This is a genomic window from Paraburkholderia sp. 35.1, assembly GCF_050436525.1.
Taxonomy (GTDB): domain Bacteria; phylum Pseudomonadota; class Gammaproteobacteria; order Burkholderiales; family Burkholderiaceae; genus Paraburkholderia; species Paraburkholderia tuberum.
Genome location: NZ_JBNDMJ010000002.1, coordinates 427,151 through 450,849 on the forward strand (window position 1 = coordinate 427,151; position 23,699 = coordinate 450,849).

Annotated in this window: 18 protein-coding genes; 7 read left to right on the forward strand and 11 right to left on the reverse strand. The window is 65.5% G+C overall.

The window, feature by feature from the left end:
- Positions 1–70: 70 nt before the first annotated feature.
- Positions 71–616, forward strand: a complete 546-nt coding sequence (locus OKW27_RS07760) for a hypothetical protein (RefSeq protein WP_090808228.1) — start codon at positions 71–73, stop codon at positions 614–616.
- Between the two features lie 42 nt (positions 617–658).
- Here the strand turns inward: OKW27_RS07760 and OKW27_RS07765 are convergent, their stop codons facing one another.
- The 5 genes from OKW27_RS07765 to OKW27_RS07785 form a co-directional block, all read right to left on the reverse strand.
- Entirely contained in the window at positions 659–3,124 is a 2,466-nt protein-coding gene (locus OKW27_RS07765) for a GNAT family N-acetyltransferase (RefSeq protein WP_429333106.1), read from the reverse strand.
- Between the two features lie 171 nt (positions 3,125–3,295).
- Positions 3,296–4,897, reverse strand: a complete 1,602-nt coding sequence (locus OKW27_RS07770) for a peptide chain release factor 3 (protein WP_090808225.1) — start codon at positions 4,895–4,897, stop codon at positions 3,296–3,298.
- Between the two features lie 753 nt (positions 4,898–5,650).
- Positions 5,651–5,953 carry an H-NS family nucleoid-associated regulatory protein gene (locus tag OKW27_RS07775; protein WP_184057608.1) on the reverse strand — a complete coding sequence of 101 codons (303 nt, stop codon included), beginning with the start codon at positions 5,951–5,953 and terminating at the stop codon, positions 5,651–5,653.
- Between the two features lie 125 nt (positions 5,954–6,078).
- Positions 6,079–7,278 carry a serine hydrolase domain-containing protein gene (locus tag OKW27_RS07780; protein WP_429333107.1) on the reverse strand — a complete coding sequence of 400 codons (1,200 nt, stop codon included), beginning with the start codon at positions 7,276–7,278 and terminating at the stop codon, positions 6,079–6,081.
- A 144-nt stretch (positions 7,279–7,422) separates the two neighbouring features.
- Positions 7,423–7,626, reverse strand: a complete 204-nt coding sequence (locus tag OKW27_RS07785; RefSeq protein WP_090808221.1) for a hypothetical protein — start codon at positions 7,624–7,626, stop codon at positions 7,423–7,425.
- A gap of 51 nt (positions 7,627–7,677) precedes the next feature.
- Here OKW27_RS07785 and OKW27_RS07790 point away from each other — a divergent pair, with 51 nt between their 5' ends.
- Positions 7,678–7,908, forward strand: coding sequence for a hypothetical protein (locus tag OKW27_RS07790; protein WP_429333108.1), 231 nt, complete (start codon positions 7,678–7,680; stop codon positions 7,906–7,908).
- 256 nt (positions 7,909–8,164) lie between these two features.
- On the opposite strand, the gene OKW27_RS07795 is transcribed toward OKW27_RS07790, so the two are convergent.
- Entirely contained in the window at positions 8,165–8,428 is a 264-nt protein-coding gene (locus OKW27_RS07795; protein WP_429333109.1) for a hypothetical protein, read from the reverse strand.
- A gap of 99 nt (positions 8,429–8,527) precedes the next feature.
- Entirely contained in the window at positions 8,528–9,994 is a 1,467-nt protein-coding gene (locus OKW27_RS07800) for a sigma-54 interaction domain-containing protein (RefSeq protein ID WP_429333110.1), read from the reverse strand.
- 327 nt (positions 9,995–10,321) lie between these two features.
- On the opposite strand from OKW27_RS07800, the gene OKW27_RS07805 reads away from it, so the two are divergent.
- The 4 genes from OKW27_RS07805 to OKW27_RS07820 all read left to right on the forward strand — a co-directional run bounded on the left by OKW27_RS07805 (position 10,322) and on the right by OKW27_RS07820 (position 15,679).
- Entirely contained in the window at positions 10,322–11,722 is a 1,401-nt protein-coding gene (locus OKW27_RS07805) for a GntP family permease (protein WP_090810341.1), read from the forward strand.
- 457 nt (positions 11,723–12,179) lie between these two features.
- Positions 12,180–12,431: a hypothetical protein gene (locus OKW27_RS07810; protein WP_008921056.1), complete on the forward strand. Its 252-nt coding sequence runs from the start codon at positions 12,180–12,182 to the stop codon at positions 12,429–12,431.
- A gap of 406 nt (positions 12,432–12,837) precedes the next feature.
- Entirely contained in the window at positions 12,838–13,830 is a 993-nt protein-coding gene (locus OKW27_RS07815) for a DedA family protein/thiosulfate sulfurtransferase GlpE (RefSeq protein ID WP_090808214.1), read from the forward strand.
- A gap of 118 nt (positions 13,831–13,948) precedes the next feature.
- Positions 13,949–15,679: an FAD-dependent oxidoreductase gene (locus OKW27_RS07820; RefSeq protein WP_429333111.1), complete on the forward strand. Its 1,731-nt coding sequence runs from the start codon at positions 13,949–13,951 to the stop codon at positions 15,677–15,679.
- Positions 15,680–15,775: 96 nt separating this feature from the next.
- On the opposite strand, the gene OKW27_RS07825 is transcribed toward OKW27_RS07820, so the two are convergent.
- The 3 genes from OKW27_RS07825 to OKW27_RS07835 all read right to left on the reverse strand — a co-directional run bounded on the left by OKW27_RS07825 (position 15,776) and on the right by OKW27_RS07835 (position 19,476).
- A complete protein-coding gene (locus OKW27_RS07825; protein WP_018424067.1) occupies positions 15,776–16,033 on the reverse strand; it encodes a hypothetical protein in 258 nt (85 codons plus the stop codon).
- A gap of 94 nt (positions 16,034–16,127) precedes the next feature.
- Positions 16,128–18,311, reverse strand: coding sequence for a hypothetical protein (locus tag OKW27_RS07830; RefSeq protein WP_429333112.1), 2,184 nt, complete (start codon positions 18,309–18,311; stop codon positions 16,128–16,130).
- A 262-nt stretch (positions 18,312–18,573) separates the two neighbouring features.
- On the reverse strand, positions 18,574–19,476 hold the full coding sequence (locus tag OKW27_RS07835; protein WP_429333113.1) for a DMT family transporter: 903 nt from the start codon (positions 19,474–19,476) through the stop codon (positions 18,574–18,576).
- A gap of 235 nt (positions 19,477–19,711) precedes the next feature.
- Between OKW27_RS07835 and OKW27_RS07840 the strand changes: the two genes are divergently transcribed.
- Entirely contained in the window at positions 19,712–20,587 is an 876-nt protein-coding gene (locus OKW27_RS07840) for a helix-turn-helix domain-containing protein (RefSeq protein ID WP_090808206.1), read from the forward strand.
- Positions 20,588–20,624: 37 nt separating this feature from the next.
- Here OKW27_RS07840 and OKW27_RS07845 read toward each other — a convergent pair whose 3' ends face one another.
- Positions 20,625–23,657 carry an FAD-binding and (Fe-S)-binding domain-containing protein gene (locus tag OKW27_RS07845; RefSeq protein ID WP_429333114.1) on the reverse strand — a complete coding sequence of 1,011 codons (3,033 nt, stop codon included), beginning with the start codon at positions 23,655–23,657 and terminating at the stop codon, positions 20,625–20,627.
- Between the last annotated feature and the right edge of the window lie 42 nt (positions 23,658–23,699).

Below are 23,699 nucleotides of genomic sequence, written 5' to 3' on the forward strand. Positions count from 1 at the left end.
ATGGTTTAGAATGGCGGCCCTTCCAAAATAACGCCGCATGACGGGCTCATGCGCGCGCATCGATTGAGCAATGGCCAAACTTCTGACCGATTCCGAATTCCAGCGTTTTTCCGAACTCCAGCAGAAGCAGTCGAGCTTCACGATCTCCGCCGAAGAAGCCGACGAGCTGCGCGACATCGTCGCCCACGCGCAGAAGCGCCGCGACGACCGCGCCGCCGCGATGCAAAGCATCGAGACCTTCATCCAGCAGTTCCACATCACGCCCGACGAGCTGTTTTCGCCCGAGCAGATCGGCGAAGCGGCGCGCACCTACGGCCTGATTCCGGCCGCGCGCAAGGAGCGCGTACTGCCGCCGTCGCTGACGTTCAACGGCAAGCCGTACCAATGGACCACCCGTGCGCTGCCCGACGAAATTCGCGTGCCGCTGTTCGACGCGTTCAAGGGCGGTGAGTCGGTGAAAGCGTTCATTTCGACGCTGAAGGACGCGAACCGCTGCGCCGCGACGATCGCGCGGCTCGAACGCGAAACCGGCGCCGTGTATGCGCAGGCATGGCTCGACGAGCTGTCGGTCACGCGCGCGCAGGTCGATGAGGCGGCACAGAAGCTGGCGGCGTGAGGCGGTGAAGCCATGCGTTGAGCGGCTCGCGACGTCAGCCGCTCAACGCGCCGGCTGGTTCTGCGCGGCGGACTTCGGGTCCGCCCCCGCCGTTTCGTCGAGCGCCATCCGCAAGCCGACCACACCGGGGTCATCGGTCCGCGTGATCGTGAAGCCGCTGGCCTTCGCGAGCGCGATCATCGCGGTGTTCTCGCGCAACGCTTCACCGATCAGCCAGTGCGTGTCGCGCGCCCGCGCGTACGCGATGATCCGCTGCATCAGCAACTGGCCGAGACGCCGCCCTTTCTGATCCGAGCGCACGGTCACCGCGAATTCGGCCGTCTCGTTGTCGGGATCGGCCACCGCACGCACCACGCCGAGCGTCTGCGCGACGCCGTCTTGGTTGTCTACCGTCGCGATCAGCGCCATTTCCCGGTCGTAGTCGATCTGCGTCATGCGCGCGAGTTGCGAGTGGTCGAACGCGCCGACCGAAGCGAAAAAACGCAGCCGCAAATCTTCCGGCGTCATCGCCTGCACGAACTCGCGATGCGCGTTTTCGTCTTCGGGGCGAATCGGCCGAACCGTTACACGCATCCCCTGCCAGTCGATCGTTTCCTCGAAGCGGCGCGGATACGGCACGATCGCGAGACGGCTGCGCTGCGCGCCGAGCCGCAACACGGGATCGACCACCGTCACGCGGTCCCGGTAGACCCTGAGCTTCAACGACAGGCCGACGATCTCGCGCACGTCGCAAACCGCTTGCGACACCGCCGTCAACGCCGCGAGCGTCGGCTCCGGCGCGACCAGCCTCGCGTAGTGCGAACGCATGACGATATCGCGCGCGAGCATCGGATTGAGCGGCGGCAGGCCGTACACGTGCAACCCGCTGGAAACGCCGTCGATCGGCGGTGCGGCGAAGCGGAACACGGGGCCGAAGTTGTCGTCGTCGTGCAGTTCGACGGCGACGTCGACGATGGGTTTTGCGGCGCCGTCGGCATCGGCGCCCGGCGCATCGGAGCCCGACGCATCGGAGCCCGACGCGTGGGCGCCCCCTCCTTGCGCACCCTCCACCCGCAACCCGAACCGCGACAGAAACCGCGCCGCCGCCGCCCCGGCCAGCTCGCTCGCGCCCGCCGCCAACGCTTCGCGAGCCTGCGCCAGAGCGGCGTCGATCGACTCGGGAATCTGCGCAGGCAGGCCTTCCGGCGTTTGCATCAGCAGTTCGCGGCCCAGCCGGTAATCGACCAGACGGGCGAAGGCGCGCGCGAGCCGCTGCGGCGTCGTGTGCACCGGGATGCCCTGCGCATGCAGCGCGTCGCGCCTCGTCGCATCGACACCGCCGAAAAAGCACGCGAGCAGCCCGCGATACGCAAAGCGCTGATGCTCGATCAGCGCCTGCGCGACGTCGTCGACGGGCGCGCCATGCGTCGATGCGTGCACCACGACGGCGGTGCCGGTCTCGCGATACTCGCCGAGCAGCTTCAGCGCGGTGCCGAAGTGCTCAGGACGCGCGCCGTCGCCGAGCAGCAGCGGATTGCCGCCGACCGCGAGCGGCAGCGCCTCGCGCAGCGCGTCCGACGCCGCGGCCGGCCACGGCGCGAGCAGGCCGCCGGCGGCGGTGAACGCGTCGCGCGCGAGCGTCGCGAGACCGCGGTCGCTGGTGATCAGCGTGGCGGTGGCGCCCGCCGCCACGCGGCCGACGCCGAGCGTTTCGATTTCGTCGAGCAGATCGTCGAGCGCGTCGACGCGCACAAGGCCCGCGCGCCGGAACGCCGCTGTGTAGAGCCCGTCGGCGGGATCGTCGCGGCCGGAGCGCAGCGCGAGCACCGGCTTGTTGCGCGCCGCCGCGCGCGCGGCCGACATGAACTTGCGCGCCGCCCGCACGCTGTCGAGTTCGAGCAGGATCGCGCGGGTGCCGGGGTCGCTCGCGAGGTAATCGAGCACGTCGCCGGCATCGACGTCGGCCTCCGCTCCGAGCGCCACCGCGTGCGAAAAACCGAGCCCGCGCGCTCGTGCCCAGCCGAGCACTGCGTTGGTCAGCGCATTCGACTGCGACACCCACGCGACGCCGCCCGCCTTGACCGTGCATGACGGCGCGCCCAGATGCGCGCCGAGCGCCGGCGACACCACGCCGAGACTGCCGGGTCCGACGATGCGCAACAGATGCGGCCGCGCCGCCGACAGCGCGTGCCGCAGTTCGAGCCGGTCTTCATCGCTGCGCACCTCGCCGACGATGATTACGGCGCGCGTGCCCATGCCACCGAGCTTATGGATCAGCGAGGGCCACGTCGCGGGTGGCGTGCAGATCACCGCGACGGTGGGCGCCTGCGGCAGATCGCCGACGTCGGGAATCACCGGGTGGACGCCGAGCGTCGCGTGCTTCGGATTGACCGGCCACAGCGGGCCGTCGAAGCCGCCTTCCAGCACACGCGCCCAGACCATCGCGCCGGTGCTGCCCGGCCGCTCGGACGCGCCGATCACGGCGACGGATTTCGGGCGAAACAAGGCGTCGAGGTTGCGAACGGTCACGGGCGCTCCATGCGGTTGGACAGGAATTGGAGCCGGCTTCGCGGCGAGGCGGGTGGTTCCGTCAGCATAGGCGAAGTCGCGCGCTAGCGCGGGACGTTGTTGCGGCGGAAAAGTAAAAAGCCGCGTCGAACGACGCGGCTTTTTTGCTTCGAAACCAGCGGACTCGCGGTTTTACATCGCCTTTCTGAACGGCGCCCCCGAGTGCTCGCGCAACTCGTTGAACACGATCTTCGGCCACGCCTTCTGCGCGACTTCGATCTCCGATACGTGCGAGGCCAGATAGGTCGGCGCATCGGACGCATCGAGCGCGATCCGCGCCGAGTACGAGTCGGTGAAGCGGCGCAGTTCGGCCGCATCGTCGCAGGTCACCCAGCGCGACAGCCGGTAACGCGCCGGCGCCATGCGCACGACGACCTTGTATTCCGTCGACAGACGGTGCGACACCACTTCGAACTGCAGCTGCCCGACCGCGCCGAGAATCATCAGACCGCCGGCTTCGGGACGGAACACCTGGATCGCGCCTTCCTCGCCGAGCTGCTTCAGCGCTTCGCCGAGCTGCTTCGCGCGCATCGGATCGACCACTTCGACGGTCTGGAAAATTTCCGGCGCGAAGAACGGCAGGCCGACGAACTGCAGCTGCTCGCCTTCGGTCAGCGTATCGCCGAGACTCAGCGTGCCATGGTTCGGAATACCGATGATGTCGCCCGGATACGCCTCGCTCACCGTCTCGCGACGCTGCGACAGGAACGTAACCACGTTGTTTGCGCGGAACGTCTTGTTCGAGCGCGTGACCTTCACCGCCATGCCGCGCTCGAAACGTCCCGAGCACACGCGGATGAACGCGACGCGGTCGCGGTGCGCGAGGTCCATGTTCGCCTGCACCTTGAACACGACGCCGGTGAACTTCGACTCTTCCGGCTGCACCGGACGCTGTACGGTCATGCGCATCGACGGCGGCGGCGCGAGGTCGACCAGCGCGTCGAGAATCTCCTTCACGCCGAAGTTGTTGATCGCCGAACCGAACAGCACCGGCGACTGCTGGCCGGCGAGGAACTGCTCACGGTCGAACTCGGGCGTCGCGCCGCTGATCAGATCGATTTCTTCCTTCGCACGCACCCACGCGTGGCCGAAACGGCGCTCGCCTTCCTCGTTGCTCAGTGCCTGCAGCGTTTCGACCGCGCCGCCGGCCGTGTCCTGACCGGCGCGGAACACGCGCACCTGATCGCGCTGGACGTCGTAGACGCCCTGGAAATCCTTGCCCATGCCGATCGGCCATGTGAAAGGCACCGCCGCCACGCCGAGGTGCTGCTCGATCTCGTCGAGCAGTTCGAGCGGCTCGCGCACTTCGCGGTCGAGCTTGTTGATGAACGTGACGATCGGCGTCTTGCGGCTGCGGCAGACTTCCAGCAGCTTCAGCGTCTGCGCTTCGACGCCGTTCGCGCCGTCGATCACCATCACGGCGGCGTCGACCGCGGTCAGCACACGGTAGGTGTCCTCGGAGAAGTCTTCGTGGCCCGGCGTGTCGAGCAGGTTGATCACGCAATCGCCGTACTCGAACTGCATCACCGAGCTCGCGACCGAAATGCCGCGTTGCTTTTCGATTTCCATCCAGTCGGACGTCGCGTAGCGGTTGCTCTTGCGGCCCTTCACGGTACCGGCGATCTGGATCGCGCCCGAGAACAGCAGCAGTTTTTCGGTGAGCGTGGTTTTACCCGCGTCCGGGTGGGAAATGACCGCGAACGTGCGGCGGCGTTTGAGTTCGGAGACTGACATCGGGTCTGGCGGTCACGGAAAGGGGTTCAGGCGGTTCCCGGCGGCCGTGGGCGGCCGGTATGCCGCGCGTGGCGCGGCGGCGTCGAGCTGCGAGAATCGGGCGCGGGCCCGGATCGGCCGGCGCTCGCGCCGCGTCCGAAAACGGGTGGCGAACGGGTCACGACCCAGCGTTCGACAATGCGGGAATCGCTGGCGCAAAAACGGCGCAAGGTGCGAATGATACACGTCTGGCGCGACGGCCGGGGGAAAGGGCTCCGGCGCCGGACGGGGCGACGGCGCGAGCGTCGGCGCGCCGCGCATGCTTGTGGCAAAGGTGAGCGTTTTCGGGACTTACGGCGGCGAATATCGATTTGCGGTCAAAGGTGAGGATCGCGAAACGCGTGCACGCACCTGCCAGGTCGCGGGCGCCACCAACGCGATGCGCAGGAAAACGGCGATAAAGCTTCGCGCCGCTATGAACAGGTTCCGGCTCGACGCCTGGAAACGTCCGCCAGCAAAGGCTGTCGCGGGTTTTCGGCGAGCGGCGCGGGGCGGTGCGGCACGATGGCGATTCGCACCCGCGGAGGTGCGTCGCGCGACAAAGCCTGGCTCACCGAAGCATCCCGCGAGATTCGAATGCATCGGTAAATATCGCCGTGTACGTTCAGGCGTCACGCAAAGGTGAGCGTTTTCGGGACCTTTGCAACGGTGCGGAACGGATCAAACCATGCATCACTTCAGAGAACACGGACGCATCGGCGCCCACGACGAAGCTCAACCTTCGATCAGAAACCGCTCGCGATTTTTGCCGACGAGCCAGGCCGGCGAGCGCCCACGGCCGCTCCAGGTTTCGCCGGTCTTCGGATTGCGGTACTTGGCGACGGACGTCGTCGTCGACGACTTGCGGCGCGGCTTCGGCGAGGCGCTCGTCAAGCCGAGTTCTTCGGCGGTCAGGTCGTATTCGGCAATCTTCTGCTTGATATCGGCGATAGCTTGCGAGACTTCTTTTTCGCGCGCGGCTGCGACTTCCTTGTGCAGTTTTTCGAGTTGCGCAGTCAGCTGTTTGTAAGAGGCCATGCCGGTGTTCCCCCCTCGGTTGGACGCACTGCGATGAATCGCGATGAATGGTTGGCGGACACTATCAGACGAATAAATCACAGGATAGTGAATCGCGCGGCCGAGCGCATGCGCGACGGCCCCGCTCAATCGTCGATCGCATCGTAGACGCGGCGTTCGAAGTCGATGGCCATCGGGAAGGGGTCGATCGAGCGGCGCTGGATCAGCATCAGGCCGATCATGTTCTCGACCGGATCGGCGAACCAGCTCGTGCCGTACGCGCCGGGCCAACCGAACGAGCCGAGCGAGCGGTAGCCGAGCGGCAATTGCTGCGCCGGATCATCGACGATCGACAGGCCGAGGCCGAAGCCTTGCGCCGCCCAGATCACGTGACCGAAGGCAGGCAGGCGGCGCTGGTCGCGGCTCAGGAAATTGCTGCGCATCAGGTCGACCGAGCGATGCGACAGCAGCCGCGTGTCGCCGACGCGGCCGCGCCCGAGCAGCAGTTGCGCGAATTGCAGATAATCCTCGGCGGTCGAGACCAACCCGCCGCCGCCGCTCTGAAAGCGTTGCGGATTGGCCCAGCGACTCGCCGCCGCATGATCCTCGACCACACGACGGCGCGTGCCGGGATCGATGTTGTACGCGGTGGCGAGGCGCGCAAGCTGTGCGTCGGGCACCCAGAACGCGGTGTCGCGCATGCCGAGAGGCGCGAAAATGCGCGTGCGGAAAAACTCCCCAAGAGTCATGCCGCTCACGCGTTCTATCAGCACGCCGAGCACGTCGGTCGCCACGCCGTAGTGCCAGCGCGAGCCGGGCTGGAACATCAGCGGCAACGCGGCGATGCGCGCGAGCCACGCGCTGTTGCCGCCGCTCGCCTCGAAGCCGTTGAACGCGGCTGCGTAGGCTTCGGCGAGCGGACCCGTCGCCGTGAAGTGATACGCGAAACCCGCGCGATGCGTGAGCAGGTCGAGCACCGTAATCGGCGCGCGTACCGGATCGGTCTGGTCGAGCGGGCCGGTCGGGTCACGCAGCACGCGCGGCGCGGCAAGCTCGGGCAGCCACCGCGAGATGGGCGCATCGAGCGCGAGGCGGTCTGCCTCGATCAGCATCATGATCGCGGCGCTCGTCACCGGCTTCGTCATCGACGCGATGCGAAACAGCGTGTCGCGCTCCATCGGCAATTGCGCGGCTTCGTCGCGTAGGCCTGCCGGTTCGAAGTAGCCGATTTCGCCGCGCCGCCATACGAGCGACACCACCCCCGCCACTTCGCCCCGCTCCACGTAGCCCTGCATCGCGTTGGTCAGCGTAGCGAGCCGGGTCGCGGCAAGTCCTGCTATCTGCATGTACATCCTGTGTCGGTAAAAGAAAACGTGCGCGCGCCCAGGTCGCTTTGGGCGATCAAACCGAAAGATAGAACCTGTCCGGCGAAAGCGCACACGACGGCTTTCCTAATTGCCGATCCCGACTGGCGGACACAATGACGACATTCAGGCTTTCTGCCGTTTTTCCAATGCGCAAAGCGCGGCATCGAGGCGTTTGACGCGGGTTGCCTGCGCCGGCACGAGAACCGCGCCGGAAACGTGCTGAAGGCGGTTACGCCAGTAAGACAAAGGAATACGGTCTTCTGCGGAAATATGGGAAATTATCTGCTCGAGATGCTCGATGTCTTTTTCGAGTTGCTGATGATTCATTGCTTTCCCCGGATTCTATTGAATTAGTGTTGAAGCAAAAAAATCGAAAGCATGAAGCCGCGTTGGCCCGCGCGGCCCAAAGTAATGCCCGCCAGCAGCGGAAAAACCTTCCTGAACTTCTTCTGCGTCGGGAAAAACCGGCAATTTCTGCTCGCCGGGTTAAATCCTAACGGTTTAAAAAAGAATACTGCCGTCAAATTTCACGTTCCGTTGCCTGCCGCACTGACTGCGTTCGACGCCCCGAAGGTAAAGATAAATCATGGTCCGGGCGCAAAGAGATAATCGGTGCGCGGTGACTCGACGTTGTAAAAATGCCGCATGCGGCCTACTTATGCAATTCGCATGCAAACCGCTTATCGGATACGCATTAGGCGCATGAATTTATGACGGCCATGTGGTAACCGGAATGGCACGAGCGTGGTCAGCGAGCGTATCGGGAATTGGCAGGGATTAACTGCGAACAGGCGAAAAAACCGAAGGCCGCCAACGGATCGGCCAGCCGCGCGCGCCGGCATTGCATCGGCACGGCGTCAGGAGCTTACTTCGCAGTCGCGCGGCAGGCGTAGATCAGGCTCAACGTACCGCCCTCGCTCGACTGGCGCACGACGTCGAACACGCCATTGCAACTGGCGGCCGCCTGTTGCGAGCACAAGTCGGAACCGACCGGGCATTGCACGAGCGTGGTCGCACGGCCGTCCGGCAGGAACAGCGGCGCGCTGCTGCTGCAACCGCCAAGCGCGACGATCGCGGCGACGGCCAGTATGTCGCGCGAGCGGCGCGCGAAGAAGGAATGGCATTTCATGGAGACCCCGGTCACGTCTTGTTTTTCGATCTCTCGATTGTGCCACGCTGCTCTCGTGCTGCGTCAGTTGGCGTGGCGCGGCTGGCCGGGCGCGGCGAGTCAAACGTCGATGCCGTGCGCGGCGATCTTCTTGTACAGCGTCGCGCGGCCCATGCCGATCTGTTTCGCCGTGTCAATGACGCGGCCGCCGTTCGCGCGCAACGCGTCGCAGAGAAAGCGCTTTTCGAACGCGGCCATCGCGTCGCTCCACGAGGTGGGTTCGGCGGTGGCGGCCACGTCCACGCCGGCGGCCGCGACAGTCGGGGTCCGCGCCGGTGCCATCGCACCGCCCTGCCCCGAGCCGATGAACGGCGCGAGCACACGCGCATCGATGCGCTCGCTGTCGGACAGCATCACGGCGCGCTCCAATGTGTTGCGCAGTTCGCGCACGTTGCCGGGCCAGTCGTACGCGCACAGCAGGCGCAACGCGTCGTCGTGCAATTCGAAGTGGCTGCCGCCGCCTGCCTGCGCGGCCAGCTCCTCGAGCATCGCGTAGGCAAGCGCCTCGATGTCGGACGGACGCTCGCGCAGCGCCGGCGCATGGATCGTCAGCACGTTGAGCCGGTAGAACAGGTCCGCGCGAAAACGCCCGGCCGCGACGAGCGCCGGCAAATCGGCCGATGTCGCCGCGATGATCCGCACATCCGCGCGCACGATCCGATTCGAGCCGAGCGGCTCGAATTCCTTGTCCTGCAGCACGCGCAGCAGCTTGCCCTGCAACGGCAGCGGCATATCGCCGATCTCGTCGAGAAACAGCGTGCCGCCGTTGGCGAGCTCGAACTTGCCGACCCGGCCCCTGCGATCCGCGCCGGTGTACGCGCCGGGTGCGGCGCCGAAGAACTCGACTTCGAGCAGCGTGTCGGGAATCGCCGCGACGTTGACGCCGACGAGCGGCTTGTGCGCGCGCGCCGAGCCGCCGTGAATCGCATGCGCGAGCAGCTCCTTGCCGGTGCCGGTTTCACCCAGCAGCAGCACCGGCGCTTCGAGTTGCGCCGCGCGCCGCGCCTGGCGCTTCACTTCGAGCGACGCCGCGCTCGTGCCGACGAAGCTGCTGAACGTATAGCGCGCGCGGCGCGCCTGCGCGAGCGACTGACGCGTCGCGATCAGCTCCTGCTGCAACCGCGAGTACTGCGAAAAGAGGGGCGACAGCGCTTTCAGCTCGTCGAACAGCGCGAAGCCGACCGCGCCGATCGTCACCCCGGCATCGTCCTTGAGCGGCAGGCGCGTGACGACGAGCGGCTCGCGATCGGTCTCCATGATGTCGAGCAGGATCGGCTTGCCGGTGTTGACGACCTCGCGCATCAGACTGTTTGGAATCACCGCTTCGCAATCCCGGCCGATCGCCTGCTGCGGGTCAGCAAAACCGAAGCGCGCCGCATACCGCTTGTTGATCCACACGACGCGCGCCTGCCCATCGACGATGAAGGTGCCTTCGCTGAAGTTTTCGAACGTGCGAAACAGCGAATCCATCGCCCGACGAAGCACGTCGTCATAGGTGGCGGGCAGGCCCGTCCAGTCGGTCAACATGCTGTCGCTGTCTCCGCTTATCGTTTTGATTGCATCAATCTCAATCGGTGGATGAATTTATCTCCAAATTGAGACACCCGATAGGCCTTATGCATCATGACTTACCCTGGTTTCAGGCGTTCTTCACCGGATGGAAGTCCCGTTTCGGAGACGCTTGGGTACAATCCGCCCACGATGCCTCGGCCCGCCGCTGCGCGGCCGCGCCATGCGCCACGGCGGGCCAGCAGCAAAACGACAGCCATGGCATGGAACCTGCGTTCCGACCGCGCCGCGCCGTCGCTCGATCGGGACGGCAAACATGTAGAACAACCGGGCTATGGAGATTCAATGACCTTTCTCATCGTTATCGCCGCGCTGGCGTTTCTGATGTTCGCTGCGTATCGCGGCTACAGCGTGATCCTGTTCGCGCCGATCGCGGCGCTCGCCGCCGTCCTGCTCACCGAGCCCGCCGCCGTCGCGCCGGTCTTCACGAGCATCTTCATGGACAAGATGGTCGGCTTCGTGAAGCTGTACTTCCCGGTGTTTCTGCTCGGCGCCGTATTCGGCAAGGTGATCGAGCTGTCGGGCTTCTCGGAGTCCATCGTCGCGGCCGCGATCCGCTATATCGGCCGCTCGCGCGCTAACGCGGTGATCGTCGCGGTGTGCGCGCTGCTCACCTACGGCGGCGTGTCGCTGTTCGTCGTCGTGTTCGCGGTCTATCCGTTCGCGGCCGAGCTGTATCGCCAGAGCAACATTCCGAAGCGGCTGATGCCCGGCGCGATCGCGCTCGGCGCGTTCTCGTTCACGATGGACTCGCTGCCCGGCACGCCGCAGATCCAGAACATCATCCCGACGACGTTCTTCAAGACCACCTCGTGGGCCGCGCCGACGCTCGGCGTGCTCGGCGCGCTGTTCATCATCGTGGTCGGTCTGTCGTATCTGGAATGGCGCCGCCGCGCCGCGATGGCGACCGGCGAGGGTTACGGCACCGACCTCGTCAACGAGCCGGAGCGCGTCGAGTCGAAGCAGTTGCCGCATCCGCTGCTGGCGGTCGCGCCGCTCGTCGTGGTCGGCGTCTCGAACTTCCTGCTGACGCGCTGGATTCCGACCTGGTACGGTCCGTCCTTCACGGTCACCCCGGACATCCTGCCGGGGCTGCATGCACCGGTCGAAACGAGCGTCAAGGCTCTCGTGGGGATTTGGGCCGTGCTGGGCGCGCTGCTGCTCGGCATCGTGATGGTCGTCGTGACGGCGTTCAGTCGCGTCAGCCAGCGCTTCGCGGTGGGCACCAAGGCGGCAGTGGCGGGCGCGCTGCTGGCGTCGCTCAACACCGCGTCGGAATATGGCTTCGGCGGTGTGATCGCGGCGCTGCCGGGCTTTCTCGTCGTCAGCAATGCGCTGAAAAGCATTCCGAATCCGCTCGTCAACGCCGCGGTGTCGGTCAGCACGCTGGCGGGCATCACGGGTTCGGCATCGGGCGGTATGAGCATTGCGCTCGCCGCGATGTCGGATACGTTCGTCAAGGGTGCGGAAGCCGCGCATATTCCGCTCGAAGTACTGCATCGCGTGGTCGCGATGGCGAGCGGCGGCATGGATACGCTACCGCACAACGGCGCGGTGATTACGCTGCTCGCCGTGACGGGTCTCACGCACCGGCAGTCGTATCGCGACATTTTCGCGGTCACCGTGATCAAGACGCTCGCGGTGTTCTTCGTGATCGCGGTGTATTACGCGACCGGCCTCGTGTGAACGCCGAACCGGAAAACAGTACTTTGATCTGATAGATCCGCATTACCCCCACCTCGACAGCCTGCCAACGAAGCACGAGGATGGGAGTCGTCAGCGCCCAATGTTGCAAGGGCAGGCTGACCCGAGTAACAACGGCGTTTAACGGCCCGTCCCTGTCCGGACGGGCTATTTTTTGCGCGCGCCGAACGCTTCCTAGCCCGCCCCCGCGTCACCCGCATGACAAAATCCGAACGCACGTCGCGCCACTGTGGGGCATGAAAAATGCATTCGTCGCGACGAGGAGTCGCGTTAAACTGGTTGCTCGCTCCGCAACCGCGAATCCGCTAGCGGCAGCGTCACACTCGACTAAAACCCCGGCGAGACAGAGGCAGACGCGACACGGCACGACGACGCGGCAGACGGCACGCCGTCCGCCCCGTACAATGGTTCCATCACCAACGCAACAAGGACAACTTCGATGCGCATCACCGGGTCCTCCGGGTCAATGGCCCTGCTCACCGAATACGACGACGCAACGGCGCGCGAACTTCGCTCGCTGCGCCTCGAATCGACCGAAGACGGCAAAGGCATCCTGCTGATCGAGGTCGATGAGCGCAAGCCGGGCATACATCGCGAAGTGCGCTACGAAATCACGCCCGCGGAGCTGATCGCCGCGATCCGCGCGCATGGTGCCGAGTTGCCGGGCGAGCAGCACAATCATCGTCAGTGAAGCAGGCGCGCGGCGGGTGTGACCGTCGCGTGACTCGGCAGCCTCTCGCGCCGGTTGCGTCGCGCTTCGACGCGTCAGCGCGGGATTATTCGCATTAGGCGCGCCTGCGCGCGTCGCCGTGCTTCCGTTTGTTCCGTTCACGCCGCCAATCCCCGCTTTCCTACGGTTTTTTGCAAGCGCCTTCGCGTCTCGTCGAGCGCGCTTACCCGGCCTTCAGCAACTTGTCACAAGCGGTTGCCACGCTTGTGTATCGAGGCATGCGGCCACATATGGCGATCTGATCGCAGCCAGAAGCCGGGCCAATTTCCGGGCCGGTTGCACGTCTCGAAAATACGTCCATAATCTTTGCATTCCCCTTTGCATTCCTTACCGCGCTGCGCCCGCAAGGGCCGCGGATGTTAAACCGATGCTACATGACCTCGTCGCGCAATATGGACCGGCGCTCGTCTTCCTCAATGTGCTGGCCGCCGCGCTCGGGCTGCCGGTGCCGGCCATGCCGTCGCTCGTGCTGTTCGGCGCGATGGCCGCGATGCACCCCGGCTCGGTCGGCACGCAACTGCTGCCGGTCCTCGTGCTGTCGATCTTCGCGACGCTGATCGGCGACAGCGCGTGGTACGTCGCGGGCCGCATCTACGGCGGCAATACGCTGAAGACGATCTGCCGGCTGTCGCTGTCGCGTGACACCTGCGTGAAAAAGACCGAGCGCTTCTTCGGCCGCTGGGGCGTGCGTGTGCTCGCGCTCGCGAAGTTCGTGCCGGGGCTGTCGATCGTGTCGATCCCGATGGCCGGCGCGATGGGCACGCGCTACCGCACCTTCCTCACCTATGACGGCGTCGGCGCCGCGCTGTGGTCCGGCACCGGGCTGATCATCGGCGCGCTGTTCGCGCGGCAGATCGACATGCTGTTCGCGATTGCCGGGCGGCTCGGGCGCACGGCGGCGCTCGTCGTCGTCGCGTTGCTGGTGCTGTACGCGGTGTACCGGTGGATCCGGCGCCGTCAGTTGATCGCGAAGCTCGCGTCCGCGCGCATCGAGGTCGACGAACTCGCGAAGCTGTTCGCGGCTGACCGGGCGCCGGTCGTGTTCGACATCCGTTCGGAGGAGAAGCGCAAGCTCGATCCGTTCGTGATCCCCGGCGCGCAATTCGCCGATGAACGGCAACTCGACGACATCGTCGCCACCTACGCGCACGATCAGAAGCTCGTGATCTACTGCTCCTGCCCGAACGAGATTTCCGCGGCATGGATGGCCAAGCAGCTCAACGAAGCCGGCTTCTCCGACGTGCTGCCGCTGCGCGGCGGCATGGAAGCCTGGCGCGATTCGGGCAAGCCGGTCGACTCGCTGCCCGCGATGCCGCCGCCGGAAGTCGCGGTCGACGACATCGCGCCCAAAGCCGTTTAGCCGTAATCAGCGGCGGCATCGTCCGCCTGACGCGCGCGGCACGGCTCGTCCCGGCGTGCGAGCGCGCATCGCGTTGCCTCGCGTTCAATCGTGCAATGAATATCGAAGGAGCGGTTCAATGCTTTCGACTCAGGACGTTTCGATTCAAGAGGTGGAAGGACAGCAGGGGGTCGTCGCCGACGCGCCGTTTTCGTCGCTATCGACGCGCATGCACCAGATGTTTCCCGCGCTCAGCTGCGCGGAGATCGACCGGCTGCGCCGCTTCGGCGAGATCGGTCACTGGAAGTCCGGCGAACTGCTGTTCGAGACCGGGCGCACCGGGCCCGGCATGTTCGTGCTGCTCGAAGGACGCGTGAAGGTCTATCAGCGTGACGGCATCGGCCGCGAAGTCTTGATCGGCGAGCATGGCGCCGGACATTTTCTGGCCGAGGTCGGGCAACTGTCGGGCAAGCCCGCGCTCGTGAACGGCCTCGCGATCAGCGCCGTCGAAGCGCTGCTGATTCCGCCCGAGCGCCTGCGCGCGCTGATCGTCGCCGAAGCGGAACTCGGCGAGCGCATCATGCGCGCGCTGATTCTGCGGCGCGTGTCACTGATCGAAAAGGGCGCGGGCGGGCCAATCCTGATCGGCAATAGCAGCGACGCACGGCTCGTGACGCTGCAAGGCTTCCTGTCGCGCAACGGCCATCCGCATTCCGTGATCGACGAACGCGACGAAGACGCGCTGCGTCTGATCGAGCAGTTCGCCGCGCAACGCGAGGACCTGCCGCTCGTGATCTGCCCGGACGGCTCGGTGCTGCGTCATCCGAGCATGCCGGAGCTTGCCACTCGCTTAGGTATGCTGCCCGATCTCGACGACACGTACGTGTACGACGTCGCGATCGTCGGCGCGGGGCCGGCGGGACTTGCCGCCGCGGTGTACGCGGCCTCCGAAGGGCTTTCGGTGATCGTGCTCGACAGCCGCGCGCCGGGCGGCCAGGCGGGCGCGAGCTCGCGCATCGAAAACTACCTCGGCTTTCCGACCGGCATCTCGGGCCAGGCGCTCGCCGGCCGCGCGTTCGTGCAGGCGCAGAAGTTCGGCGCGCACGTGGCGATCCCAGTCAACGTGAAAGCGCTGCATTGCGGGCAGTCGCCGTATCGGCTCGAGCTGAAATGCGGCGGCCACATCAGCGCGCAGGCGATCGTGATAGCGAGCGGCGCCGTGTACCGGCGCCCGGCGCTCGACGGGCTCGAGCGCTTCGACGGACGCGGCGTCTACTACTGGGCGTCGCCGGTCGAGGCGAAGCTGTGCAAGCGCCAGGAGGTCGTGCTGGTTGGCGGCGGCAATTCGGCCGGCCAGGCGATCGTCTATCTGGCGACGCACGCGGCCAAGGTTCACGTACTGATCCGCCGCAGCGGTTTCGAGGCGACCATGTCGCGCTATCTGATCGACCGCATCCGCTCGCTGCCGAACGTGTTCGTGCATCCGAATTCGGAAGTCGGCCGGCTCGAAGGCGATGAGGACGGGCTCGTGTCGGTCGCGCTGAAGCGGCCGCTGCCCGGCGGCGTCGATCACTTCGACACCCGGCATCTGTTTCTGTTCACCGGCGCGGACCCGAACACCGAATGGCTGCGCACCTGCGGCGTGCAGCTCGACGCGAAAGGCTTCGTGCTGACCGGCATCAGCGCGCATGGCTCGGCCACCGCGTGCGATCTCGGGACCACGGTCGAAGGAGTCTATGCGATCGGCGATGCGCGTGCCGGGTCGACGAAACGCGTGGCCGCGGCGGTCGGCGAAGGCGCGGCCGTGGTCGCGCAGATTCACCAGTTGCTGGCGCAGACGAGCGGTGAAGAGGTGGCGCTCGGGGCGTGAGCCTCAGAGAGCATGAAAAAAAGCACACGGTGAGTTACACAGTGCGCTTTTGTATAGCAGACGGCACGATGGCTGCGCCGGAGCGGGCCCGCGTGTTCAGCGGTCCAACTTCGCGCGCAACTCGCGCGCGGCCTCCAGCAGTCCCTCGTAACCCGAACGCGCGTGCTCCGGCAGATCGGGATCGCCGACCAGCGCGCCGAGCGTTTCGATCAGACTGTACACAATGCCTTTCGCGGCGCCCGACGCAATGCCGCCTGACGACACCTGTTGATCGACGTGACTGAGCGCCGCGTCGAGCTGCTCGATCTCGGGACGATCGTCGGAGGGCGGCTTGGGAGAAACGTCTTGCGTCATGATCGAACATCGCTCCATTGAGTGCATCGGTAAAGTTGTTATATACCGATCGTGCGCCGCCGTCTATTCGTGTTCGGCGCGACAGCTATCCACGTCAAGGCGTCCAGCGATATATCAGCAGCTTCGCGCGCGCGTCGTCTTCGACCAGCACCACGTACTCGCCGTTATCGCGCTGCACCGCGCTGATGCCGAGATACACGTCGACCCAGCCGCTCGTGCCGCCGACGCTCGCGCCCGGCGTCATGTAACCGACCGCCGTGCCGTTGCGCGCGTCGTAGACGTCGATGCGATCGGTGTACAGCTCGGCAACGAAGATATAGTTGCCCGCCACCGCGACGCCGACCGTGGTGGTCTGCGGATCGCTTTGCGTGTTCCACGGCAGCGAGACCGTGTATGTCAGCGTCGGGTTGCCGCTGCTCCAGTTGTCGTAGCGGGCCAGCACCGGACCCGCTTCCTTCCAGTGCGTCGGGTCCCACGGAATCGCACTCGTGAAACCGGACAGATACATCGTGTCGGTCGCTGCGACGTAGACGAGCCGCGCGAGCCGCGTGAATGGCGCGGGCATCGCGAACATCTTCGCACTCGCGTACGTGTAGATCGCATTGCCGGCGGAGTCGAGACCTTGCAGCGGCATCTCGCGCACGCCGCTCAATGGCGTGGCAAGCCACACGTTGCCGGGTTCGTCGACCCACCAGAAGCCGTCGCCGACCGTGCTGCCGGTCGACGGATTGCCGCTGATCTCGCTCGCGTCTACGGCGCCATTGCCATTGCTGTCGCGCCACAGCCATTCGCCGTACGTCGGTTGCGCGGCGGGCCATGCGCCGGGCAGCGGATTCTGCGCGAGCATCCCCGACGGTATCGCGATCTCGCCATGCGCGGCATCGAAGCGATAGATGTTCAGATAGTGCGCGCCCGGATCGAGCGTATAGAGAAAGCGCTGGCCATCGAATCTGCGCACCATCGGTTCGCCACGCACGCCGCGCGGCTCGTGAAAGGCGGGATCGTCGGGGTAATCGAAGCGATCGAGCGTGAACGCCGCATATGACCATTCGTGGCCGACCGGCTGCCTGTAATCGAGCGTGAAGCGCTTCGAGCCCGTGTAGATGGAAGCGGGTGTTGCAGGGTCGAACGCGCCGCTATCGACGAAGCTCAGACCGTAGAGCCGCCAGTTGAGCACGCGCGTGCCGTACACGTAGCTCTCCAGCACTGCGCCCTGCCCTACGGATGCCGAGCCGAGCGCGCGCGGTCCCTCGCCGTTTTGCGCGACGTACAGATTGCCGGCCGCGTCGACGCCGATGCCGGTGATGCCGTTGAAACGCGTATCGCCGGGCACGCCGCGCACGGGATGGAAAATGCCGTTGCGCGTGCCGATCGACGCGCCCGCCTGCATCTGGCCGCCAGCGCCCTTGTTGAACACGAGGATCTGCTGCGAAACGCCGTTGTCGGCGACCAGCAGTTGGCCGGATGGCGTCACTGTGAGGTCGCTCGGCACGGTGCCGGCGGGCAGTGTCAATGGACCGGCGAGCGCGGTGCCGTCGGCGCGGTAGTGCAGGATGCTCAGATTGCCTGTGCCGAAGCCGCTGATGATCCACAGCGTCGAGTCGGTGTCGATCGCGATGCGGGCCGGCGACGCGACGCTCCACGAACGCAGCGGCTGCATGGACTGCGCGTCGTACACCGCGATCCGGTTGCCGTACGTGTCGGCCACGTAGAGCTCGCTGTCGGTTGCGGCGAGGCCGCGAATGCTCGCGTCGGTGCCAGTCTTCACCGTATCGACCGCGACGAAACTGTTCTTCGTCGCATTCGCGCTATTGCCGATGCCGCCGGAAAACGGCGCGCCGGTCGCGAGATTCGCAAGCGTGCGTCGCGTGACGCCGTACCAGGTCTGATTGGCCGGCGGATAGTCGGCGCCGACCAGCGCATTGTTCTCGTTGCCGATCGACATCGCCGCATAGAGGTACGTCTGGTTGACGGCCACCGCGTCGCCTCCGGCCGCGCCCCAGCCATGCGTCGAACCGGCCACCGCGAGCTTGTCGCCCGCGCGATAGGCGGCGATTTCACTGCCGCTTTCGTCCCACGGCGCATTCGTATAAACGGTGCCATTGGCGCCGACGCTAATGGCCTGAATATCCTGCTGCATCCATTTGCCGTCGCCAAATCCGAAACTATTACCGATCCATGAGGTCGTGTAATTCAATTTGGATTGCGCGGAAACATTCGGCGAGATCAGGCTGTGGATTAACACCACGGCCAAGCCAAGGCGGGAAAAAGGCTTCACGGCAGTCGGTCCTTGCTAGGCGCGAGACGCGCACATCAGATTTGGCGTTTTATCCTCTCATATAAAAATAGTAAATTTATTGATGAAAAAATGATTATTGAATGCCGATTCATCCAATTCATTCGATTTGCGTCGAATCATGTTTCCGACACAATCTTTCCTTCACGAAACCGGTAAAAACCGGTTCCCGTAAAGACTCACCGATTAGAGATCCAGTTGCTTTTTCTGCTCCTGTAAATCCTCACCTTGAGCGAGACGCTCATCATGTCCGCGCCGCCCGGCGACGCTCGAAAATCCGCTGCGTCAGATCGAACGCCACCAGATTGCCGGCCACCACGAGCAATAGACCGACCACCGCGAGCGCTGACCACCGATAGCCCTCGAACAGCGTCGATGCCGCGAGCGCGACGATCGGAAACAGCACCGTGCAATAGGCGGCCCGCTCCGGGCCCATACGGCCGACGAGCATCAAGTACGCCGTAAAGCCGATCACCGAGCCGAACACCACGAGATACGCGAGCGCACCGAGATAGCGCGCCGACGGTTCCACCGCGAACGAATAGCCGACGAACAGACTACCGAGCGTCAGGACGGCAGCACCGATCAGCATCGCCCAGCTGTTGGTCGCGAACGGATGCAGGCCCATCGACTGCATGCGGCTCGACAGCAGGTTGCCGGCCGAGAAGCACAGCGTGCCGAGAAACGCGACGCCGAGCCCGAGCCATGCGGTGTGATCGCCGAGATGCCCGGCCATCTGCTGCACGAACAGACAGACGATGCCGACGAGCCCGAGCAACGCACCCGCAATCGCGCTCGGCTGCAGAGGCCGGCCCATGAACAGCCGCCCGTTGATCGAGTTCAGCAGTGGCGCGGTCGAGAACACCACCGCGACGAGCCCGCTCGGCACGAGCTGTTCGGCGTAGTAGAAGCACAGGAAATTCAGGCAGAACAGCGCGAGACCCTGCGCGGCGAGGTAGCGCCAGGCGTCGCGCGGCGGCCAGATCGGGCGGCGCATGATGCGCGCCAGTGCGAACATCAGCAGCGCGGCGATCCAGAAACGCCATGCAATCGATACCGGTGGCGGCACCGCGCCGAGTTGCCATTTGATTGCGATCCACGTGGTGCCCCAGATCAGCACGGTGATGGCATAAAGGAGGAGATTCATGGTCGGGCCTCAGACTGCAATGACGGACTGCGATGACGCGCAGCATGGAAGAAAGCCCGACTATGGAACCGCGCCGCCGCCCGCAATTGTCCAAAATTGCGCACTTTTTCGCGCCGATGCGCAGGCTGACGGGACGCGCCGTATACTGGCCGCTCAACCACCACCGTACACCGGAAAACCTCCGCGCGCCGCCGTGAACCCCACCCCGTCCGTCCCCGTGATATCCACCGCCGGCATGCCTTTTGGCCTGCAGTCGGTCTGTCACACGCTGGCCAGTGCGAACGCGCATCTGGACCGCTTCGCGTGGCTCGGCGACGGACTCGCGATCGCGCTATGGACTCGCGACACGAAGGAGGACGAGACCGTCTACGAACGGCCCGGCCATCACACGCTGTCGTGCTATCTGGACGGCGGCTATCGCACCGAGCGCCAGAAAATGCCGGGCCACTACGGCGCGCCGTCGCGGCTGTGCGCACTGCCCGGCGATCACGAATCGCGCTGGTGGGTGCGCGGCCACATGCACTTCATGCATCTGTACTTCCTGCCCGAGCACTTCACGCGACGCGCGGTGCAGGAGCTCGATCGCGAACCGCGCGAACTGACGCTCGCCGATCGCACCTATTTCGAGGACCCGCGCATTGCGAGTCTGTGTCAGTCGCTCGTCAACGAGGAGTGGGAAAGTCCCGACGGTCTGCTGCGCACCAACGAGACCGCGCACGAAGTGCTGAGCCTGCTATTGCGCGGCCAGGGCGTACGGCGCGCGAACGTGGCGCTGAAAGGCGGGCTGTCGGCCGCGACGCGGCGCCGCCTGCGCGACTATATCGACATTCATCTTGCGCAGCCGTTGACGCTCGGGGAGTTGTCGGGTGTCGCGGCGCTGTCGGAGTTTCATCTTGCGCGGATGTTTCGCGAGTCGTTCGGGTTGCCGCCCGCCGCCTGGATCGCGCGGCAGCGGCTCGATCGCGCGCGCACGCTGCTGCGCACGACGACGTTGCCGCTCGCGCAGATCGCCGGGCAGTGTGGCTATGCAAACGCGAGTCACTTTAGTCACCGGTTTCGCGAGGCTGTCGGGGTGACGCCGAGTGGGTTCCGGCAGGCTATCGGTGTTTGAGATCGCGTTTGAGTTTCGCTTTGCGGTTAGCTCCGCGTCATCGCAGCGCCATCGCCAGCACGCGCGCGACGTGGATCGCGTCGACGCCCGCGCCGTCGTGAATCTGATGCCGGCAGCTAGTCCCGTCGGCGACCATCAGCGTGGCCGCGTCCAGCTTGCGCACCGCGGGTAGCAGCGACAGCTCGGCCATCGCCTGCGAGCTCGCGTAGTGCTCCGCTTCATAGCCGAAGCTGCCGGCCATGCCGCAGCACGACGATTCGACCGTCGATACCTTCAATTCGGGAATCCACTTCAGCACGGTCTGCACCGGCGTGAATGCGTCGAACGCCTTCTGATGGCAGTGGCCGTGCACGAGTGCCTGCTGCATCGGCAGCGGCTTCAATTCGAGCTGCAATCGTCCGGCCTTTTCTTCGCGCACGAGGAATTCCTCGAATAGAAACGCGTGCTGCGCGAGGCGCTGCGCCTCTTCGCCGAAACCGTACTGCAGGAATTCATCGCGCAACGACAGCAGACACGATGGCTCCAACCCCACCACCGGCACGCCACGTTCGACGAACGGCCTGAACAGCTCGAGCATGCGCCGCGCTTCCTCTTTCGCTTCGTCGACGAGACCCGCCGCGAGAAACGTGCGGCCGCAACACACGGGACGCTCTGCCGGGCGTGCATTGAAGTGGACCGTGTAGCCCGCCGCTTCGAGCACCTGTTGCGCGGCGCGCGCGTTGTCGGGCTCGAGGTGGTTGTTGAAGGTATCGACGAACAGCAGGACTTCTTTCAGCGCGCACGCCTGCGCAGCGTTGCGTGCAGGCTTCGCGGACACCGCATCGGCCAGAAACGCCTTCTTGAACCGCGGCAAACTCCGCTCGGTCGCGAAGCCGACCGAGCGCTTGAACCACGTCGACAGCACCGGCACGTTGTCCGCGAGCGCCAGCAGCCTCGGCATGCGGCTCGCCGCGCCCGCATAGCGCGGCATGAACGCGACGAGCCTGTCGCGCAGCCGCACCCCATGCGTCTTGACACGCGCCGCCCGCGCCTCGATCTTGAACTTCGCCATATCGACGCCGGTCGGGCAATCGCGCTTGCAGCCCTTGCACGATACGCACAGGTCGAGGGTTTCCTTCACGTCATCGCTCGCGAGCCCGCTTTCGCCGAGCTGCCCCGAAATCGCGAGCCGCAACGTGTTGGCCCGCCCGCGCGTCAAATGTTGCTCGTCCTTCGTCACGCGATAGCTCGGGCACATCGTGCCCGCGTCGAACTTGCGACAGTGGCCGTTGTTGTTGCACATCTCGACCGCTTTCGCGAGGCCGCCGCTCAGATCGTCGCCGCTGCCGGGCGCGCTTTCTTCTCCCGTCAGCGGGTCGCGCTTCACGTTCCACGTCGACCAGTCGAGCGCCGTTTCGATGCGCTGTTCGCGATAGCCCGGCGCAAAGCGGAAATTGCGCGCGTCGTCCATCTTCGGCGGACGCACGATCTTGTCGGGATTGAAGCGGTTGTCCGGATCGAACAACGCCTTGATCTCGCTGAACGCCTGGTTGAGCCGCGGCCCGTATTGCCACGCGACCCATTCGCCACGGCATAGTCCGTCGCCATGCTCGCCGGAATACGCGCCCTTGTACTCACGCACGAGCGCGGCCGCTTCCTCGGCGATCGCGCGCATCTTCGTCGCGCCGTCGCGGCGCATGTCGAGAATCGGCCGCACGTGCAGCGTACCGACGCTCGCATGCGCGTACCACGTGCCTTCGGTGCCGTGGCGATGAAACACGTCGGTCAGCCGGCTCGTGTAGTCGGCCAGATGTTCGAGCGGCACCGCGCAATCTTCGATGAAAGACACCGGCTTGCCGTCGCCCTTCATGCTCATCATGATGTTGAGACCAGCCTTGCGCACTTCCCACAGCGCTTTTTGCGCATTTGCGTCCGGCATCTCGACGACCGCATCGGGCAGGCCCAACTCGCCCATCAACTCTGTGAGCTGCTTCAGCGACGCGAGCTGCGCGTCGCGATCCTCGCCCGCGAATTCGACGAGCAGAATCGCCTGCGGCTCGCCGACCAGCGCCTTCTCGATCACCGGACGAAACGCGGGATTGCTCAACGCCAGATCGATCATCGTGCGATCGACGAGTTCGACAGCGACCGGCTTCAGCTTGACGATGTGCTGCGTGAGCGCCATCGACTGCCGGAAGGTCGGAAAGTTGACCACGCCAAGCGCCTTGTGCGCGGGCAGCGGCGCGAGCTTCAACGTGATCTGCCGGCTGAATGCGAGCGTGCCTTCCGAGCCGACCAGCAGATGCGCGAGGTTCGCGCTGCCGTCATCGGTATAGGCGCGCGGATTCTGGCAATCGAACAGATCGATGTTGTAGCCCGCGACGCGGCGCAGCACCTTCGGCACGCGCGCGATGATTTCGTCACGCTCGCGCTGCGCGATCCGCGTGACGCCCGCGACGATCTGCTGCAAGCGCTCGCCTTGCGGCGGCTCGCGCAGCGACGCGAAGCGCGCTTCGCTGCCGTCGGCGAGAATCGCGTCGATCGCCTCGACGTTGTGCACCATGTTGCCGTACTCGATCGAGCGCGAGCCGCACGAGTTGTTGCCGGCCATGCCGCCGATCGTGCACTGGGCAGCCGTCGATACATCGACCGGGAACCACAGTCCATGCGGCTTCAGCCACGCGTTCAGATGATCGAGCACGACGCCGGGCTCGACCGTCACGGTGCGCGCGTCGGCATCGAACGCGACGATGTTGTTAAGCCACTTGCTCGTATCGACCACCAGCGCTTCGCCAACCGTCTGCCCACACTGGCTCGTGCCCGCGCCACGCGCGAGCAGCGGTACTTTCTCGCTGCGCGCGATCTCGAGCGCGATGCGCAGATCGTCCTGATCGCGCGGCACCACGACGCCGACCGGCGTGATCTGATAGATCGACGCATCGGTCGCGTAGCGGCCGCGGCTGGCGAGATCGAACAGCACGTCGCCGCGCAGCGCTTTGCGCAGATGCTGCGCGAGCGGACTCGTTGCGCGCGCGGCGGACGGGACCAGATGGATCGGCTTGACGAGCAAGCCCGCAGTGGGATTCGTCATTTCGTCGGCCCGTGAGGAGCGCGCCTGAACCGCGCAGCTCGA